General features: G+C 36.5%; 14 protein-coding genes and 1 tRNA gene. 7 read left to right on the top strand and 8 right to left on the bottom strand.

Translation table 11 applies throughout. The features are described from left to right. The first annotated feature begins 57 nt into the window (after positions 1-57). Positions 58-4,332, top strand: coding sequence for a DNA-directed RNA polymerase subunit beta' (gene rpoC / locus GOQ16_RS08330; RefSeq protein WP_160068861.1), 4,275 nt, complete (start codon positions 58-60; stop codon positions 4,330-4,332). 74 nt (positions 4,333-4,406) lie between these two features. On the opposite strand, the gene GOQ16_RS08335 is transcribed toward rpoC, so the two are convergent. Together GOQ16_RS08335 and GOQ16_RS08340 are read right to left on the bottom strand one after the other, a co-directional pair. Continuing rightward, positions 4,407-5,042, bottom strand: coding sequence for a bifunctional 4-hydroxy-2-oxoglutarate aldolase/2-dehydro-3-deoxy-phosphogluconate aldolase (locus GOQ16_RS08335; RefSeq protein WP_160068862.1), 636 nt, complete (start codon positions 5,040-5,042; stop codon positions 4,407-4,409). A gap of 3 nt (positions 5,043-5,045) precedes the next feature. After that, a complete protein-coding gene (locus GOQ16_RS08340) occupies positions 5,046-6,047 on the bottom strand; it encodes a sugar kinase (RefSeq protein WP_160068863.1) in 1,002 nt (333 codons plus the stop codon). A 175-nt stretch (positions 6,048-6,222) separates the two neighbouring features. Between GOQ16_RS08340 and GOQ16_RS08345 the strand changes: the two genes are divergently transcribed. The 3 genes from GOQ16_RS08345 to GOQ16_RS08355 are packed head-to-tail and all read left to right on the top strand — an operon-like array spanning position 6,223 to position 9,629. Beyond that, positions 6,223-7,044: an SDR family oxidoreductase gene (locus GOQ16_RS08345; RefSeq protein ID WP_160068864.1), complete on the top strand. Its 822-nt coding sequence runs from the start codon at positions 6,223-6,225 to the stop codon at positions 7,042-7,044. A gap of 12 nt (positions 7,045-7,056) precedes the next feature. Further along, entirely contained in the window at positions 7,057-8,223 is a 1,167-nt protein-coding gene (gene uxuA / locus GOQ16_RS08350; RefSeq protein WP_160068865.1) for a mannonate dehydratase, read from the top strand. A gap of 41 nt (positions 8,224-8,264) precedes the next feature. Next, complete coding sequence (locus tag GOQ16_RS08355) at positions 8,265-9,629, top strand: MFS transporter (RefSeq protein WP_160068889.1); 1,365 nt, start codon at positions 8,265-8,267, stop codon at positions 9,627-9,629. A 60-nt stretch (positions 9,630-9,689) separates the two neighbouring features. On the opposite strand, the gene lolA1 is transcribed toward GOQ16_RS08355, so the two are convergent. The 4 genes from lolA1 to folK all read right to left on the bottom strand — a co-directional run bounded on the left by lolA1 (position 9,690) and on the right by folK (position 14,029). Beyond that, positions 9,690-10,343 (bottom strand): outer membrane lipoprotein periplasmic chaperone LolA1, encoded by a 654-nt coding sequence (gene lolA1, locus GOQ16_RS08360; RefSeq protein ID WP_160068866.1) that lies wholly within the window; start codon positions 10,341-10,343, stop codon positions 9,690-9,692. 5 nt (positions 10,344-10,348) lie between these two features. Then, positions 10,349-13,033, bottom strand: a complete 2,685-nt coding sequence (locus tag GOQ16_RS08365; RefSeq protein ID WP_160068867.1) for an FtsK/SpoIIIE family DNA translocase — start codon at positions 13,031-13,033, stop codon at positions 10,349-10,351. Positions 13,034-13,188: 155 nt separating this feature from the next. Further along, on the bottom strand, positions 13,189-13,536 hold the full coding sequence (locus GOQ16_RS08370) for a hypothetical protein (protein ID WP_160068868.1): 348 nt from the start codon (positions 13,534-13,536) through the stop codon (positions 13,189-13,191). A gap of 4 nt (positions 13,537-13,540) precedes the next feature. Continuing rightward, positions 13,541-14,029 carry a 2-amino-4-hydroxy-6-hydroxymethyldihydropteridine diphosphokinase gene (gene folK / locus GOQ16_RS08375; protein ID WP_160068869.1) on the bottom strand — a complete coding sequence of 163 codons (489 nt, stop codon included), beginning with the start codon at positions 14,027-14,029 and terminating at the stop codon, positions 13,541-13,543. A 67-nt stretch (positions 14,030-14,096) separates the two neighbouring features. Between folK and sppA the strand changes: the two genes are divergently transcribed. Then, positions 14,097-15,860, top strand: coding sequence for a signal peptide peptidase SppA (gene sppA / locus GOQ16_RS08380; RefSeq protein WP_160068870.1), 1,764 nt, complete (start codon positions 14,097-14,099; stop codon positions 15,858-15,860). 141 nt (positions 15,861-16,001) lie between these two features. Continuing rightward, on the top strand, positions 16,002-17,192 hold the full coding sequence (locus GOQ16_RS08385) for a phosphoglycerate kinase (protein ID WP_160068871.1): 1,191 nt from the start codon (positions 16,002-16,004) through the stop codon (positions 17,190-17,192). 131 nt (positions 17,193-17,323) lie between these two features. On the opposite strand, the gene GOQ16_RS08390 is transcribed toward GOQ16_RS08385, so the two are convergent. Both GOQ16_RS08390 and GOQ16_RS08395 read right to left on the bottom strand, forming a co-directional pair. Then, positions 17,324-17,503 carry a spore protein gene (locus tag GOQ16_RS08390; RefSeq protein WP_149913080.1) on the bottom strand — a complete coding sequence of 60 codons (180 nt, stop codon included), beginning with the start codon at positions 17,501-17,503 and terminating at the stop codon, positions 17,324-17,326. A gap of 32 nt (positions 17,504-17,535) precedes the next feature. Beyond that, positions 17,536-17,606 (bottom strand) — tRNA-Cys (locus GOQ16_RS08395). Between the two features lie 180 nt (positions 17,607-17,786). On the opposite strand from GOQ16_RS08395, the gene GOQ16_RS08400 reads away from it, so the two are divergent. Beyond that, positions 17,787-18,434 carry an outer membrane beta-barrel protein gene (locus tag GOQ16_RS08400; protein WP_160068872.1) on the top strand — a complete coding sequence of 216 codons (648 nt, stop codon included), beginning with the start codon at positions 17,787-17,789 and terminating at the stop codon, positions 18,432-18,434. Positions 18,435-18,523 lie beyond the last annotated feature (89 nt).

Below are 18,523 nucleotides of genomic sequence, written 5' to 3' on the forward strand. Positions count from 1 at the left end.
GCATAAGAGGTGAAGAGCCTCTTATGCTCTAACATACATCTTTAAGTTATACAACGTATGTCTTACAAAAAAGATAATAAAATTAAAAGTAACTTTACTTCAATCACGATTAGCTTAGCTTCTCCAGAAACTATTTTGGAGCGTTCAAGCGGTGAGGTTACTAAACCAGAAACGATCAACTATCGTACATACAAACCTGAACGTGATGGTTTATTCTGTGAGCGTATCTTCGGTCCAGTAAAGGATTACGAATGTCACTGTGGTAAATACAAACGTATCCGTTATAAAGGTATAGTGTGTGACCGTTGTGGTGTGGAGGTTACGGAGAAAAAAGTACGTCGTGAGCGTATGGGACACATCGCATTAGTTGTGCCTGTTGCACACATTTGGTACTTCCGTTCTCTTCCTAATAAAATTGGTTACTTATTAGGTCTTCCTACGAAGAAATTAGATATGATCATCTACTACGAGAGATACGTTGTTATTCAAGCAGGTATCAAAGAAGATGATGGTATTTCTTTTATGGATTTCTTGACAGAAGAAGAGTATTTAGATATTTTAGATACTTTACCAAAAGAAAACCAATATCTTGATGATCACGACCCTCAAAAATTCGTTGCTAAAATGGGTGCTGAGGCGTTGGAAGAATTATTAAAACGCATTGATTTAGATAAATTATCATACGATTTACGTCACCAAGCAGCTAATGAAACTTCACAACAACGTAAAAACGAAGCGTTAAAACGTCTCCACGTTGTAGAAGCTTTCCGTGGTTCTAGAGACCGTATTGAAAATCGTCCAGAATGGATGATTGTGAAGATCGTTCCTATCATTCCACCAGAGTTACGTCCTTTAGTTCCTTTGGATGGTGGTCGTTTCGCGACTTCGGATTTAAATGACTTATACCGTCGTGTGATTATCCGTAACAACCGTTTGAAACGTTTGATCGAAATCAAAGCACCAGAAGTAATCTTACGTAACGAAAAACGTATGCTTCAAGAAGCTGTTGATTCGTTATTTGATAACTCACGTAAAGTTAACGCTGTGAAAACAGAAGGTAACCGTGCGTTGAAATCATTATCTGATATTTTGAAAGGTAAACAAGGTCGTTTCCGTCAAAACTTATTAGGTAAACGTGTGGATTACTCCGCTCGTTCGGTAATTGTTGTTGGTCCTCACTTGAAATTACACGAGTGTGGTCTTCCTAAAGATATGGCTGCAGAGCTTTACAAACCATTCATCATTCGTAAAATGATCGAGCGTGGTGTTGTAAAAACTGTAAAATCGGCTAAGAAAATCGTAGATCGTAAAGATCCTATCGTATGGGATATCCTTGAGAATGTATTAAAAGGACACCCAGTATTACTTAACCGTGCGCCTACGCTTCACCGTTTGGGTATTCAAGCTTTCCAACCTACATTAGTAGAAGGTAAAGCGATTCAATTGCACCCATTAGTGTGTACAGCGTTCAACGCCGATTTCGATGGTGACCAGATGGCGGTTCACTTACCATTAGGTAATGCTGCAATTTTGGAAGCACAAATCTTAATGTTGGCGGCACACAATATTCTTAACCCTGCAAACGGTTCTCCAGTTACTGTACCTTCACAAGATATGGTATTGGGTCTTTATTATATTACTAAAGGCCGTAAATCTGACGAGACACGTAAAATGAAGGGTGAGGGAAGTACGTTCTATTCTCCAGAAGAGGTAATCATTGCCTTGAATGAGAAACAAGTAGATCTTCACTCTTGGATTAAAGTTAGAACTAAAGACTTGAATGAAAATGGTGAGTTGGTTCAAAAAATTATCGAAACTACTGTAGGTCGTGTAATTTTCAACCAAATTGTACCTGAAGAAGTTGGATTTATCAACGAGATTTTAACGAAGAAATCATTACGTAATGTAATTGGTGATATCGTGAAAAATACAGGTATGGCTCGTGCAGCTCAATTCTTGGATGATATGAAGGAATTAGGTTTCCAAACAGCCTTCAAAGGAGGTCTGTCATTCAACTTACAAGACGTTCAAATTCCTGCTGCTAAAACTGAATTGATTGCGCAAGCTACTGCTGAAGTAGAGGATGTAATGAATAACTATAATATGGGTTTCATTACAAACAACGAGCGCTATAACCAAATCATCGATATCTGGACACGTATCAACAATAAGTTGACAGCACACGTTATGGATATTCTTTCGAATGATAATCAAGGTTTCAACTCTGTATATATGATGTTGGATTCTGGAGCCCGTGGTTCGAAAGAGCAGATTCGTCAGTTAGCAGGTATGCGTGGTTTGATGGCTAAGCCTCAAAAATCAGGATCTTCTGGTGGTGAAATTATCGAAAACCCGATTTTATCAAACTTCAAAGAAGGTCTATCTGTATTAGAATACTTTATCTCTACTCACGGTGCGCGTAAAGGTCTTGCCGATACGGCATTAAAAACAGCCGATGCGGGTTACTTGACTCGTCGTTTACATGACGTAGCACAAGACATGATCGTTGTAGATTTTGACTGTGGAGGTTTAAGAGGTATTTATACAACAGCATTAAAAGATAACGATGATATCGTTGAGCCATTATACGATCGTATCTTAGGTCGTACACCATTGAATGATGTTGTACATCCAGAGACTAACGAACTTATCGTTGCGGCTAACGATGATATTACTGAGGAAGTAGCGCAAGCTATTGACGAAGCAGGTATCGAAGGTTTAGAAATTCGCTCAGTATTGACGTGTGAATCTAAACGTGGTGTATGTGCTTGCTGTTACGGTCGTAACTTAGCATCTGGTAAACGCGTTCAATTGGGTGAAGCTGTCGGTGTAATCGCAGCACAATCAATTGGTGAGCCAGGTACACAGTTGACACTTCGTACGTTCCACGTGGGTGGTACGGCTTCTAACATTGCTTCTGATTCAGCAGTTATTGCTAAATACGAAGGTACTGTAGAATTCGAAAATGTACGTACAGTAGAGAAAGAAGGCGAAGAAGGTCCATACCAAGTTGTATTAGGACGTTCGGGAGAGATCAAAATCGTTAATAACGGTAAAGTTCTTTACCAACAAATCATCCCTTACGGATCGAACTTATACGTTAAAGAAGGTGATAAAGTTGAAAAAGGTGCTAAACTTGTTGATTGGGATCCATACAATGCGGTAATTATCTCTGAGTTTGCTGGTAAGGTTGAGTTTGATGCAATCATTGAAGGTGTTACCTTCCGTGAAGAGTCAGATGATCAAACTGGTCACAAAGAGAAAGTAATTATCGAAACACGTGATAAAACGAAAAACCCTACTATCAAAGTTCTTGACAACAAAGGTGAGGTAATTCGTTCATACAATATTCCAGTTGGAGCTCACGTTTCCGTATCTGATGGTCAGAAATTGAAAGAAGGTGCTATCTTAGTTAAGATTCCACGTTCTACAGGTAAGACACGAGATATTACGGGTGGTCTTCCACGTGTAACGGAATTATTCGAAGCACGTAACCCTTCAAATCCTGCTGTTGTTACAGAGATTGATGGTGTTGTAACTTTAGGTGGTGTTAAACGTGGTAACCGTGAGGTTTCTATCGAATCGCGTGATGGTCAAGTTAAAAAATACTTAGTTCCACTTTCGAAACACATCTTAGTACAAGATAATGACTTTATCAAAGCAGGTATGCCATTATCAGATGGTCAGATTGCTCCAGGTGATATCTTAAATATCAAAGGTCCTTCGGCAGTTCAACATTATATCGTAAATGGTATTCAAGAGGTTTACCGTCTTCAAGGTGTAAAAATCAACGATAAACACTTTGAGACAATCGTTCACCAAATGATGCAAAAAGTTCACATTGAAGATCCAGGAGATACTCGTTTCTTAGAAAAAGAAGCCGTAAACAAATGGGATTTCATGGAAGAAAACGATACTATCTTCGATAAGAAAGTAGTTGTGGATGCAGGTGATTCTAATAACTTACGTCCAGGTCAGATCGTTACTTTACGTGGATTACGTGAAGAAAACTCTAACTTGAAACGTCAAGATTTGAAATTGGTACAAGTAAGAGATGCAGTTCCTGCAACTTCTAGTCCAATGCTTCAAGGTATTACAAGAGCTTCATTAGGTACTAAATCATTCATTTCAGCAGCCTCTTTCCAAGAGACTACGAAAGTATTGAATGAGGCAGCTATCGCAGGTAAACGTGATAACTTATTAGGATTGAAAGAAAACGTAATCGTTGGTCACTTGATTCCTTCAGGTACTGGTTTACGTTCGTACAGCAACATTATTGTTGGTTCTCGTGAAGAGTACGATCAATTATTAGCTTCTAAAGAAGAAGATTAATCTTCTTCTCTTCATAAATACGAAAGGCTTTCCAAATTTTGGAAAGCCTTTCGTATTTTATATCAAAATTGGGATTATTTAGCCCATTCAAGCAAATTACTGCATCTTTCTGCTAACCAATTTTCATTAGAAGAATCGGTCGGATCAGCAAATAATTTAGAACCTAATCCTACGGAAAATACTCCGGCTTCTCTCCAAGATTTGATGCTTTCGGGTGTTGTGTCTACGCCACCTGTCGGCATGAATTTTAGGTTTGGGAAGAGAGGTTTTATAGCTTTCAAAAAATTAACACCTAAAGAATCACCTGGAAACAACTTTACCAATTTAGCATCTAATTCTTCTGCAAAGGCAATTTCTGTAGGCGTCATACAGCCCGGAATCCAATCTAAATTGTATTCTTTTGCTACTGCAGCGATCTCAGCTTTTACAATTGGACTTACTAAGAATTCTGTACCCGCATCTGCAAAGTCCTTTGCTTGTTGTGCAGTTTTGATGGTTCCAATTCCAAGTTTTAGATCAGGGAAATGTTCGTTTTTATACGCTAACAACGCTTTGAAATTTTCGAAGGCTTTCTCACCCCGATTTACAAATTCAAATACCCGTATTCCTCCTTTATAACAATCCTTTAATGTATTGATACATTTTTCTACATCGTCATTATAATAAACCGGAATGACCGGGTAGTGTTTTATGGTTTCTAGTATACTCATCTTTTATATTTTTCCATTTCCAAAATCACCTTCTACAAAAAGTTTTTCGAAACCAGCAGACGTTGCTGTATCGATAATTTCTTGTGGAGCTAATTTCTTTATTATTGCATAAATCAACCCCGCCATAAATGCATCGCCACTTCCGATACGATCGACAACCTCATTTGTTAGTCGAGTTTCAGAATATGTATTCGTTTCACGATTATGGTATGTACCATAAAACAAATTGTGCTGTGGATTATCCATGAATCGGAATGTATTGGCAATATGTTTTACTTTCGGGAATTTTTCGAAGGTTGCTTGCGCTACTTGATTCGCGAACTTTACATAATCTTCTTTGGGAGTATTTCTGTCCAAAGATTCGTCAATACTCGTTCCCAACATTTTATTCGAAGCCCAAATATTTCCCATCACAACATCTGCGTATTGGATTAAGTTTGGCATGATGTCAATAGGATTTTTACCATATTGCCATAATTTACTTCGATAATTTAAATCTACAGAAATGATTATATTCCGTTTAGACGCTTCAGCTAACGCTTTCTCAGTCAAAAAGGCTAAATCTTCACTGAGTGCTGGAGTAATCGCCGTAAAGTGAAACCATTCTATCCCTTCATATAATTTATCCCAATTTATATCTTCTGATTTCAAATTACTAAATGAAGAATATTTGCGATCATAGATTACCTCACCATTCGTGAGGCCATTTGCTGAAAGCAAATAATACGAACCAATGCGATCGCCTTGGTGTAAAATTTTGGAAGTGTCCACATTATTTGACTCCAATAAATCTTCAATTTCTTTTGTTAAAGCATTGAAAGGAGCAGCACTAAAATAGGATGTAGGAATATTTAGTTTCCCTAAAGTCACAGCGACATTCGCTTCAGAACCACCAGGATATATTTTTAAATTATTTTGACCTATAGTAAAAAAGGAATCAACTGTGGATTGCAAACGTATGAGCAATTCACCAAAACATAATACGCGATTAGTAGGATTATTCATGGATTGATTTATAATCATCCAAATTACGAATACTTTAACGAATACCTTGAAGACTACACTTCTAATTTTGCGAAATCGTTATCGTAAAAAAATGCCGCTAAAATCTTTTAATTCCAGCATGATATTAGCACCTTTATGTTAGTTATAAACCTTATTTAGAGAGCAGTATCATATCATGGGTATTTTGGATCAGTTTTCCCTGAAGGGAAAGGTCATTGTTATCACCGGAGGAACAGGCATTCTCGGCGAGTCATTCGTGAAAGCATTAGCCGAAGCGGGAGCAAAAGTTGCGATTATTGGAAGAAATGCGGAAAAGGCCACAGAGCGTGTTCGTCTTGTTGAATCTTTAGGCAGCGAAGCAATCGCTATACAAGCGGATGTATTGATAGAAGAACAAATTATTAAAGCAAAGCAAGAAATTTTAGATAAATGGGGTACCATCGATGGCTTAGTAAATGCGGCTGGTGGAAATATGCCTAATGCTACTATTGGTCCAGATAAAAACTTATTTGATGTAAGTGTGTCCGACACGATAGCAGCAATTGAACTTAATCTTAATGGCACTATTATCCCAACGCAAGTTTTTGGACAGGTAATAGCCGAAAAGGGTAAAGGTTCGATTATAAATATCGCTTCTCTTTCGTCGCATCAAGCTATCACACGTGTATTAGGTTATACGGTTGCAAAAACGGGTATAGTAGGCTATACAAAGTGGATGGCTACAGAGTTGTCTTTACGCTATGGCGATGGTGTTCGTGTAAATGCAATTGCACCAGGGGTATTCTTGACAGAACAAAATCGAGCGTTGGTAACTAATCCGGATGGAACTTATACCGAGCGTGGTGAAAAATTTATTCGTAATACGCCATTTTCAAGACTTGGAAGTCCTTCAGAATTGGAAGGTGCTTTGGTATTTCTATTAAGTGATGCCGCAAGTTTTATTAACGGTGAGATTTTGTATGTAGATGGTGGATTTTCAGCATGGTCTGGAGTTTAATAATTTAGGTAAATGAGTAAACAAAAATTAGAGCAAACTTGGAGATGGTATGGACCGAACGATTCGGTGAGTTTGTCTGATGTAAAACAAGCAGGTGCAACAGGTATCGTGTCTGCACTACATTATATTCCACATGGCGAAGTATGGCCCGTTGCGGATATATTAGAAAGAAAAAATACAATTGAAGCAGCAGGTTTAGTCTGGTCAGTGGTAGAATCAGTTCCCGTACATGAATCGATAAAGACAAAATCAGCAGACGCCGCAAAATATATTGAGAATTACAAACAAACTCTAAGTAATCTAGCTGAATGTGGCATTTTTACGGTTTGCTATAATTTCATGCCTGTACTAGACTGGACCCGTACAGATTTAGCATATGAAATGAAAGACGGCTCTAAGGCACTGTATTTCAATTGGTCAGATTTAGCATTATTTGATATTCATATTCTGAAAAGGGAAGGAGCGCAGCAGGATTATAATGAAATCATTTTGAAAGAAGTTGACCAAAAAATAGCTACGCTTTCTGAAGATGACAAAAAAGCTTTGGCCCAAAATATTCTAATGGGAATTCCAACCGAAAAGGAAATCTTATTGGAAGATTTAACAGCGAGTATAGAGATATACAAAAATATAGGTACTGAGGGGCTTCGAAACAACTTAATTTGGTTTTTGAATGAAATAGCTGAAACTTGCGAATCCACAGGAATCAAGATGACTATTCATCCAGACGATCCTCCATTTCCTATTCTAGGTTTACCACGCATCGTTTCAAATTACGAGAATTACCAGGAGCTTTTAAGAGGAGTTGACAAATCTTTTAATGGATTTTGCTACTGCACTGGTTCTCTCGGTGCTAATCCTAATAATGATTTGTTAGCCATTTTTGAGCTTATAAAGGATCGTGTTTATTTTACGCATTTGCGTAATGTGCGTATCGATGAAATTGGAAACTTCTATGAGTCTGATCATTTGGACGGCAATGTAGACATGTACAATGTGATGAAAGCAATTCTTGAGGAAAATCAAAAACGCGATCAACCTATTCCATTCCGCCCTGATCATGGACATCAAATGCTAGATGATCTGAGTAAAGTAACAAATCCAGGCTATTCTGCAATAGGTAGATTAAGAGGATTAGCTGAATTACGTGGTTTGGAATTAGGAATCTTGGGAAGCTAGAAGTTTAAATTAAAAACGATAACTAAATTATTTAATATAATATTATGAAGAATATTGGAAAATATAGGTGGACTATATGTGCCTTGCTTTTTTTCGCAACGACTATTAATTACCTGGATAGACAAGTATTAAGTTTATTGCATCCGATGCTTGAAGAAGAGTTTGGATGGAGTAAATCTGATTACGCTAATATTACGGCAGCATTTCAATTTTCTTATGCGATAGCGATGCTGTTTGCAGGACGCTTTATTGATAAGTTAGGTACAAAGAAAGGTTTTGCTTGGGCAATTGTTATTTGGTCTATAGCTGCTATACTTCATGCGTATGCCGTACAAATTGGTGAGATCTCGACAACTATTTTAGGTGTATTAGGGATCACAGGTTTATCTATTTCTGTAGTAGGATTTATGGTTTCACGTGTTTTATTAGGTTTTGGTGAATCAGGAAACTTTCCTGCGGCTATTAAGACAACAGCGGAATATTTTCCAAAAAAAGAACGCGCTCTAGCTACAGGGATTTTTAACTCGGGATCAAATGTAGGTGCGATCTTAGCACCTTTGACTGTGCCATGGATGGCCGTAAAATGGGGATGGCAATCTGCATTCTGGGTTGTCGGTGCGGTTGGATTTTTATGGTTGATATTTTGGTTTATATTCTATGAAAAACCTTCAAAGCAAAAAAGACTTTCTGCCTCAGAATTGGAATATATTAATAGTGATACTGTCATCCAAACTGAAGACGAATCAGGAAATGAAATTAAACCGACAATTGCTTGGCACAAGTTATTAGGTTTCAAACAAACTTGGGCTTTTGTAATTGGTAAATTTATGACTGATGGCGTTTGGTGGTTTTTCTTATTCTGGTTACCATCTTTCCTGAAAGATCAATACGCGATGACTGGTACTCAAATAATGCTTCCATTAGCTGTCTTGTACAGTATGACAATGTTTGGAAGTATAGGAGGGGGCTGGTTTCCAATGTATTTCATTAATAAAGGTTACAATGCCTACGATGGACGAATGAAAGCTATGTTTATTATTGCATTATTCCCTCTGGTAGTGTTATTGGCACAGCCATTTGGTGAAATCTCATTTTGGGTTCCGGTTATTTTGATTGGTATTGGTGCTTCGGCTCATCAAGCTTGGTCGGCTAATATATTTACGACTGTATCGGACATGTTTCCTAAGACTACGGTTGCTTCTGTAACAGGTATCGGTGGAATGGCTGGTGGTATTGGTGGTGTAGTAATGTCCAAGTTAGGCGGATATTTATTCGATAAATACGATTCTTTAGGCAATATAGAAACAGGCTATACGATTATGTTTAGCATTTGTGCTTTGTCGTATATCATTGCGTGGTCAATTATGAAATCGCTTGTTCCAAAAATGAAAGTTGTAAATATTTAATCAAATACTACAATTCATTAAAACAAAAAATGCTAGTTTTTTAAAACTAGCATTTTTTGTTTATCTCAAATCTACAACTTCATAACCCTTGAATTTGTCTTTCGAAAAAGTAAACATTTTTGGATCAAACTTTTTACCTAGGTAAAGCGTATTAATTGTATACGTGTATTTATTGCTAGACTTGTCAAAAATAGTTACATCCTGTATGTGGTTATTTTTGTTGATGCGCAATTTGATCTTGAAATAGTTCGTCTTTGTGTCTTCTGGAGACAACTCAATAACTTTGGCGGATTCTGTATTTCCTTGCCTTATTATTTTCTCATCGGGCATCAATACATACTTGTAGCCTTTTTGGTAAAAATTAAAAAGATTATTTGGACCAATAGTATTGCCATTGTTCTCGTTTTCTGAGACTTGAACTTCTTTGATATCTTTTGAAATACTCCAAACCGATTTCCCATCCGAAATAATTTCTTGCTCAGGCAAAGAAATAGCATATTGGTTCTGTGGTTTGTTGAAATACATCACACCTGTTGTCGTATGCGTCTTTTTATTCGCATCCTGAATGCTCAGACTAAAATCAGACTGAATAGTACGATATGAGCTGTATTTTTTAGATACATCGTTTAAAATTTTCTTTGCGGCAGCATCAGTTTGTGCAAAAGACAAAAGTGTACTTCCTGCAATAGCAATTGATAATAACAGTTTTTTCATTGTAACTAATCTTTTCTTAACGTTTCTAAAAACTGTTCCAAAGAGTACTCATCGGGATATAAAACTTCTCTTGCTTTACTTCCTTCAAATGGACCTACAATCCCTGCAGCTTCCAATTGATCAATGATTCTTCCTGCTCTATTGTATCCTAATTTCAACTTACGTTGAATCAAAGATGTAGAGCCTTGTTGATGCATGACGATAAGACGAGCAGCATCTTCAAAAAGTTGGTCTCTATCGGACAAATCAAAATCCATAGAACCCGAGCCTTCACCAGATTCATCTACGTATTCTGGCAACATAAATGCCGATGGATAACCACGTTGACCACCAATATAATCCGATATACCCTCCACTTCAGGTGTATCAACAAACGCACACTGAATACGTATCAAATCAGATCCTGACGACAATAACATATCACCTCGACCGATTAATTGATCCGCACCACCCGAATCCAATATCGTACGTGAATCTATCTTGGACAACACCCTGAATGCTAGACGTGCAGGGAAATTGGCTTTGATAGTACCTGTAATAATATTTACCGAAGGACGTTGCGTCGCAATCACCAAGTGAATACCGATGGCACGAGCTAATTGTGCTAGACGTGCAATAGGCGCTTCGACTTCTTTACCCGCTGTCATCATCAAATCCGCAAATTCATCAACAATAAGAACTATAAAAGGTAAGAATCGATGACCCTCCTCAGGGTTTAATCTGCGATTGATAAATTTTGCATTATATTCCTTTAAGTTACGTACCTGCGCATTTTTTAATAAGTCATATCGCTGATCCATCTCAATACAAAGGGAATTCAATGTATTGATAGCCTTCTTGGTGTCGGTAATAATTGCGTCTTCTTCGCCAGGCAATTTTGCTAAAAAATGTCTTTCTACTTTTTTGAAAAGCGAAAGTTCAACTTTCTTAGGATCGACAAGAACAAATTTTAGTTCTGCTGGATGTTTCTTGTACAATAACGAAGTCAAAATGGCATTGATCCCGACAGATTTACCTTGACCTGTAGCACCAGCTACAAGCAGGTGAGGCATTTTAGCCAAATCTGCAATGTATACTTCATTTGAAATAGTTTTACCCAATGCAATAGGCAAGTCCATATCCGTTTTTTGGAACTTCTCTGTAGCAATAACCGAACGCATGGAGACCATCTCAGGTGAGCTATTTGGCACTTCGATACCGATTGTTCCTTTACCTGGCATAGGCGCGATAATACGAATACCCAACGCCGCTAAGCTTAAAGCGATATCGTCTTCCAAATTCTTGATTTTTGAGATACGCACCCCTGGTTTCGGGATGATTTCATACAATGTTACCGTAGGTCCAATTGTCGCTTTAATATGTTCGATTTCGATATTGTAGTTACGTAGGGTATCTACAATACGATTTTTATTCGCTTCTAACTCTTGTTGATTAATTGTGATTTTACCTGTTCCATACTCTTTCAATAAATCCAAAGTAGGATATTGGTAGCCTGACAAATCAAGCTTAGGGTCATATTCGCCAAATTGAGCTACAAGATCATTTGCCGTAATTTGTTTTTCTTCTTTTACTTCTGTTACAGCCAAGGCAACTTCTTCGACAAGTTCATCAGTAGCCACAGGCTCGATTACTAAAGGAGCGTTCACAGATAAATCAATTGAATTGACATTCTCTGCATTAATTTCTGGTGCCTTTGTTTCGAACGTTACGCTTGCCGCGTTTTCTTCCTCGTCCAAATCAGCTTCATCTTCATCTCTTTCAGGATCATGCAAGTGTGCATAGCGATCATTGACAGTAGGTATTGTTGCATCTGTACGTATATTTCGCAAGGTATTCGAAACTTCGATTACTGCACCGTCAATGTTGTCTTCCTGTTCATTATCTTCTTCATCTTTTGGCGCTGTCTGAATTGCATTTGATTTAACAATTGGCTTCTCCTCTACAAGATCATAATCCTGTGCTTCATCCTTCGATGGTGCTAAATTAGTTATCGCCAACTTTAGATCTAAATTGTAAATCAAGACCAGAGCCACCAAATATGCGAATATAATAATACCTCCAACGCCAAATTTTCCAATTTGCGCATTCAACAATTGATTGGTCCAATATCCAAATTTACCTTCTAATATATGTGGTGTTTCAACAATATAATCTTGAATAAAACCCAATGTAACTGACAAGAAAATTATGCCGATGATAGAATAAAGAATAGTTTTCCAAATAGGAAGTAATGATTTCTGATATAATAATTTGTAACCGAGTACAAATGCTAAAAAAACGAATAGGAAGGAGGCTACTCCAAACCATTCGAAAATAAATTGATTGGCAAGCAACGCACCTAATTTACCCAATTTGTTTTCTACAACTGGTAATTCTACACTCACATCAGCCAATTCTTCATTGGTTCCAAAGAGTGTACTCCACGAACCATTAGTTGCACTGATATAGCTTTGATCCTCTTTCCAAGTAAATAAGTAAGATGTGAAGGCTACAGCTAATAAGAATGAACATAGAATTAAAAATAGACCAGCTATTTTTAGTGCTTTACGTTGTCCCTCGGAGAAGTCTATTGTATTGAAAGGCTTTAATAACGGCTCTCTTTTAGGACTCGATGTTTTAGCAGCATTTTTCGATTCCCTCGAACTTTTATTTTGCGTATTATTTTTAAATGAATTGCCCTTATATGCCATGTAAATGTATTCTATTCCAATACAAACTTATTAAAAATATCGCATAAGATTTGCTCCTTTTTAGGATTACTTTAAGCTTGTAGTTAGCTTCTGATAAACAGTATAATAGATTTATAAGTGTTTATTTAAATCTATTATGGAAGGACTAATATGAGTTAGCTAGTTGATAGGCTGTGAAGTTCGTCCAACATAAGCTGGAACTTAGGTTTGATTTGAAGAAATATATCTTCGATTTCAGCAATTGAAACGCGCTCTTTTGCTTTAGCCTCTAAAATTTGAAAATGTTGTAATAAATTTTCTGCACCGATGTATTGCATTGTGGGCTTTATGTGGTGTGCGCGCTGTCGAATGAGATCAAGTTCGCCCGAAATAATAGCATCTTCTAGGGCTTTGAAATCAGTAGGCGATTGTACAATGTACAAATCAACCAACTGCTTAATCAGATCTTCATTCCCCATCATGGACTGTTTGATAGTGTCCAGATTTATAATTTTGAAACTCATTTCTCTAGATTTTTACAACTTCAAGGTTATCTTTGCAAATTAATAATAATTGTTCATTAGTAAGATTTAATTTTGGATGTTTGTAGCTGTTAGCTATCTCGCAAAGTGGCTGTAGTGTAAATTTTCGATCTTGTATATAGGGATGGGGGATTTTTAACAATGGCTTATCGATGATTTCAGAGTTAAAATATAAAATATCTATATCAATCAGTCTCGCACCCCATTTTTCTTTTCGAATGCGACCCAATTCATTTTCAATATTTTGACAGATTAATAGACTTTCATCCGCTGATTTATCCGTTTCTATTAGCAAAACTTGATTCAAAAAAATGGGTTGATCTTCTACGCCCCAAGCTTCTGATTGATATACCGACGATGCTTTGACTAAATTTCCTAGCTTCTGTTTTAATAATTCTCTTGCCTTCCCTAACTGTGTAATTGGATCTCCTAAATTTGCACCCAGCAATATATAAATTTCATTAACTATACTCATATGTTATATTTTTTCTTTGTTTTAGATTTAATTGCTGTAAATTTATTACTTAAATTACTGTTAACATATGAATTTTTTTAAACAAGTACTTGCAACTATTACAGGTGTATTGATTACAGGTGTGATATTGTTCTTTGGTTTTATATTTTTAATAGCTGTGTTGGTATCGAGTTCATCGAAAGATGCAAATGTACCTGCGCCGGCTAATTCTGTGCTATATCTTTCAATGGATTACAACATTATTGAAAAAACAGAATCAAATCCATTCGCTGATCTCGATTTACCATTTGGAGTATCTCCTAATGAAATAGGATTAAATGATATTCTTGCTAAAATTGAAGCCGCTAAAACAGATGCAAATATTAAAGGAATTTTTATTAATCCCACCACCGTAGGGACAGGTTTCGCAACATTAAAAGCTATTCGTGATGCCTTAGTTGATTTCAAAAAATCTGATAAATTTATTGTTTCTTATTCTGATGGGTATTCACAAAAAGCATATTATTTAGCATCTGTGGCTGATAAAATTTATTTAAATCCACAAGGTTCATTAGATTTTCGCGGATTAAGCTCGAGCACTATGTTTATGAAAGATGCTTTGGATAAATTGGGGGTGGATATGCAAGTGATCAAAGTTGGTACTTACAAGTCGGCGGTTGAGCCTTTTATGCTCAATTCAATGAGCGAAGCCAATCGACTTCAAGTTAACTCATACCTAAATAGTATTTATGAAGCATTTTTGGATGATTTGTCTGCTGGAAGAAAAATAAGTAAAGATTCATTACGTCAATATGCAGATGCTTATGCAATTCGTAATGCAGATGATGCATTAAAATATAAATTCATTGATGCCAAATTGTACAAAGATGAGCTTATTACTGATATCAAAAAGCGTCTAGATATTAAAGAAAAGGATGATATTTCTATAGTATCTATAACTAAATATGGCGGTAAAAATGCAGATAGTAAAGGAACTGATGAAATTGCTGTATTGTATGCATATGGAGATATAGTAGATGGAGAAGGGGATGTAGGTCAGATAGGTGGAGATAAAATTTCACGTGAATTGCGCAAGCTACGCCAAGATGATAAGGTAAAGGCAGTTGTTTTGCGTGTGAATTCTGGTGGAGGCTCAGCCTTAGCTTCAGACATTATTTGGAGAGAAGTAGAATTGACAAAAAAAGTTAAACCTGTAGTTGTTTCTATGGGTGATTATGCTGCTTCAGGTGGTTATTATATCGCAGCTGCGGCTGACTCAATCTTTGCTGAAAAATCGACTCTAACTGGTTCTATCGGTGTATTTGGGTTAATTCCGAATGCTAAAAATTTATTAAATAATAAATTGGGAATCAAATTTGAAGAGGTTAAGACTGGAAAATATGCAAGCCTAATGGGAAGTATGGATAAACCACTTACTGAAGAAGAGAAAGCAATTATTCAGGTTGAGGTCAATAAAATCTATGGTACTTTTATGGATCGTGTAGCAAAAGGTCGCAATATGACTGTTGCGCAGGTCGATAGTATTGGACAAGGGCGTGTGTGGACAGGAGATCAAGCTTTGGAAATAGGCTTAGTAGATAAGATTGGTAATTTGCAAACTGCGATTAATGCTTCTGCATCAAAAGGTAAAATTACTTCGTATTATACCAAAGAATATCCTGCGAAAGAAGAACCTTTTGCATCTATTCTTTCTACATCAAAAGATAAAATAAAAGCTTATATGATAGGGGAAGAATTTGGCGAATACCAAAAGTATATTGGCGAGCTGCAAAAAATCATGCAAAATACAGGTATTCAAGCTCGAATACCTTATGCTATAGAAATTTATTAAATACTAAAAAGCAAAGAGATATAAATATTTCTTTGCTTTTTATATATTTACACCTTTAATCAACTTAACTAAAAAAATACATTTCAAGGGTAAATATTGTTTAACAATATTTCTAAAACCTCTTGATTACAGGAAAAGAATATGAAAACAATTGACAACTTTAATTTTTCGGGTAAAAAAGTATTAATTCGTGTGGACTTTAACGTTCCTTTTGATGAAAATTTCAATATCACGGACGATAACCGTATCCAAGGTGCAGCCCCGACTATTAAAAAAATATTAAATGACGGTGGTTCTGTAATTTTAATGTCTCACTTAGGTAGACCAAAAGATGGACCTACGGATAAATACTCTTTGCGCCATATCGTAGCTCATTTATCTAAAGTATTAGGTGTAGATGTACAGTTTGCAAATGATTGTATAGGACAAGAAGCAATTGATAAAGCTGCAAACTTAAAAGCTGGTGAAGTTTTATTGTTAGAAAATTTACGTTTCTACAAAGAAGAAGAAAAAGGTGATAAAGATTTTGCAGAGAAATTGTCAAAATTGGGCGATGTATATGTGAATGATGCATTTGGTACAGCTCACCGTGCTCACGCTTCTACTGCTATTGTTGCACAATTTTTTGGCGATGCAAAATACTTTGGTTACTTAATCGAGTCGGAATTAAAGAATGCAGAAAAAGTATTAAACAATCCTGAGCGTCCATTCACAGCTATTATGGGTGGAGCTAAAGTTTCTGATAAGATCCAATTAATCGAAGCACTATTAGATAAAGTGGACAACTTAATCATTGGTGGCGGTATGGCTTATACTTTTGTAAAAGCGCGTGGTGGCGAGATTGGTAATTCACTTTGTGAAAATGATAAATTGGATTTAGCAAATGAGTTAGTAAAGAAAGCGGAAGCGAAAGGCGTTAATTTGGTATTGCCAACAGATGCACAAATTGCGGATGCATTTTCAAATGATGCAAATGTTTACGATGGTCCTAATGACCAAATTCCTGCTGGATTAGAAGGCCTAGATATCGGTGCGGAATCAGCAAAGCATTTTGCAGAAGTAATCTCAGCTTCGAAAACATTACTGTGGAATGGCCCTATGGGAGTTTTTGAATTCGACACTTTTGCTACAGGAACTAAAGTTGTAGCTGATGCTGTTGTGTTAGCGACAGAGCAAGGCGCATTCTCATTAATCGGTGGTGGTGATTCAGCGGCTGCGGTTGCCAAATTTGATATGACAGAGCATGTTAGCTATGTAAGTACTGGGGGGGGGGCACTATTGGAATACATGGAAGGTAAAGTATTACCTGGTATTGCTGCTATTCAGGACTAATAAATTCTTTCGAAATATTAAATCCCATATCATTCGATATGGGATTTTCTTTGTTTGATAAATTTTCAGAACAATAAAAAAGGTTTACATGTGAATGTAAACCTTTTTTATATCATAGAAATGAAATAAAACTATTTAGCGTCAGCAGCTAATTTGTTTAAGATTTCATCGTTTTTAACGATTTGACTTTTTTTAGGCATTTGTGAACGAGAACCTAGTTCAATGTTACGGCCTAATTTCAAAAACTGAACTTCAACACGTGAAACAGTTTTGTTTCTTCTATCTTTTCTTTTTAAACGTGTAACTCCCATTGTATTTAATATTTTATATTACGTTTTAAACGAGGTCGGAAGCGGATTCGAACCGCTGTAGGAGGTTTTGCAGACCTCTGCCTAGCCACTCGGCCATCCGACCCTTTTCCCTTACTGGGTGTGCAAAAGTAACTCTTAATTTTGTAATTGCCAAAAATAAATTCAAATAAAACATAAATATCCAGGCTTTAATTTTTGGTATCAAATTTGCAAATGCCTTTGGGATATGTTACTCATTTGGGATTCAGGGTAACAGCATAATTTAAATTAAATATATTAAGGCATGAAAAAAGTTTTACTATCTCTAGGTGCGGCATTATTAATGGCAGCAGGAGCACAAGCTCAAACTGGTTATGGATTAAAAGCAGGTGTTACTCTTCCATCATATAGCTATGGAAGTTCGGATGATTTGTCTGATACAAAGTCTGCATTGAATTTCTATATCACTGGTTATTTGAATGCAAACATCAACCAAAACTTTGCAATACAACCAGGAATTTCATTGCAAGGTAAAGGAGCTAAATTTGCTGAATATAAATTCAACGGTACTACATACGAGTTAAATCAAAATACAATGTGGATTGAAGTTCCAGTTAATTTTGTAGGTAAATTGCCTGTAGGTGCTGCTGAATTACAATTAGGCGCTGGTCCATATGTGGGTTTTGGTGTGAGCGGAAAAAATAAGTTAAATGCTATATCAGGAAATGGAGATGCTTCATCAACTACTTTGAATGAATTTAAGTTCGGTAAGGATGAAACATTGAAAGGGGTTGATTTTGGTGCTAATATTACTGCTGGAGTGAAATTGCCAGGTGGTTTCTTGATCAACGCTAATTATGGACTAGGTCTTACTAATATTGCTGGAGACAAGTTTCCATCAAATGATGTTAAGAACAGAGTATTATCGTTTGGTGTAGGATTTGAATTTTAATACCACTACTTAGGTAAATTATTTTTATTATTTAAAAGCTTTCCAATTTTTGGAAAGCTTTTTTTGTGGAGTGGTTTCGAATATTACAA

The sequence above is a fragment of the Sphingobacterium bovisgrunnientis genome, assembly GCF_009829085.1.
In the GTDB taxonomy this organism is placed as follows: domain Bacteria; phylum Bacteroidota; class Bacteroidia; order Sphingobacteriales; family Sphingobacteriaceae; genus Sphingobacterium; species Sphingobacterium bovisgrunnientis.

Bases quoted from the DNA above. Each gene is read 5' to 3' on its own strand.
- uxuA (WP_160068865.1), top strand. From the start codon at position 7,057: ATGAGTAAACAAAAATTAGAGCAAACTTGGAGATGGTATGGACCGAAC.
- GOQ16_RS08345 (WP_160068864.1), top strand. From the start codon at position 6,223: ATGGGTATTTTGGATCAGTTTTCCCTGAAGGGAAAGGTCATTGTTATC.
- GOQ16_RS08370 (WP_160068868.1), bottom strand. From the start codon at position 13,536: ATGAGTTTCAAAATTATAAATCTGGACACTATCAAACAGTCCATGATG.
- rpoC (WP_160068861.1), top strand. From the start codon at position 58: ATGTCTTACAAAAAAGATAATAAAATTAAAAGTAACTTTACTTCAATC.
- GOQ16_RS08340 (WP_160068863.1), bottom strand. From the start codon at position 6,047: ATGAATAATCCTACTAATCGCGTATTATGTTTTGGTGAATTGCTCATA.
- lolA1 (WP_160068866.1), bottom strand. From the start codon at position 10,343: ATGAAAAAACTGTTATTATCAATTGCTATTGCAGGAAGTACACTTTTG.
- folK (WP_160068869.1), bottom strand. From the start codon at position 14,029: ATGAGTATAGTTAATGAAATTTATATATTGCTGGGTGCAAATTTAGGA.
- GOQ16_RS08390 (WP_149913080.1), bottom strand. From the start codon at position 17,503: ATGGGAGTTACACGTTTAAAAAGAAAAGATAGAAGAAACAAAACTGTT.
- GOQ16_RS08335 (WP_160068862.1), bottom strand. From the start codon at position 5,042: ATGAGTATACTAGAAACCATAAAACACTACCCGGTCATTCCGGTTTAT.
- GOQ16_RS08400 (WP_160068872.1), top strand. From the start codon at position 17,787: ATGAAAAAAGTTTTACTATCTCTAGGTGCGGCATTATTAATGGCAGCA.
- sppA (WP_160068870.1), top strand. From the start codon at position 14,097: ATGAATTTTTTTAAACAAGTACTTGCAACTATTACAGGTGTATTGATT.
- GOQ16_RS08365 (WP_160068867.1), bottom strand. From the start codon at position 13,033: ATGGCATATAAGGGCAATTCATTTAAAAATAATACGCAAAATAAAAGT.
- GOQ16_RS08385 (WP_160068871.1), top strand. From the start codon at position 16,002: ATGAAAACAATTGACAACTTTAATTTTTCGGGTAAAAAAGTATTAATT.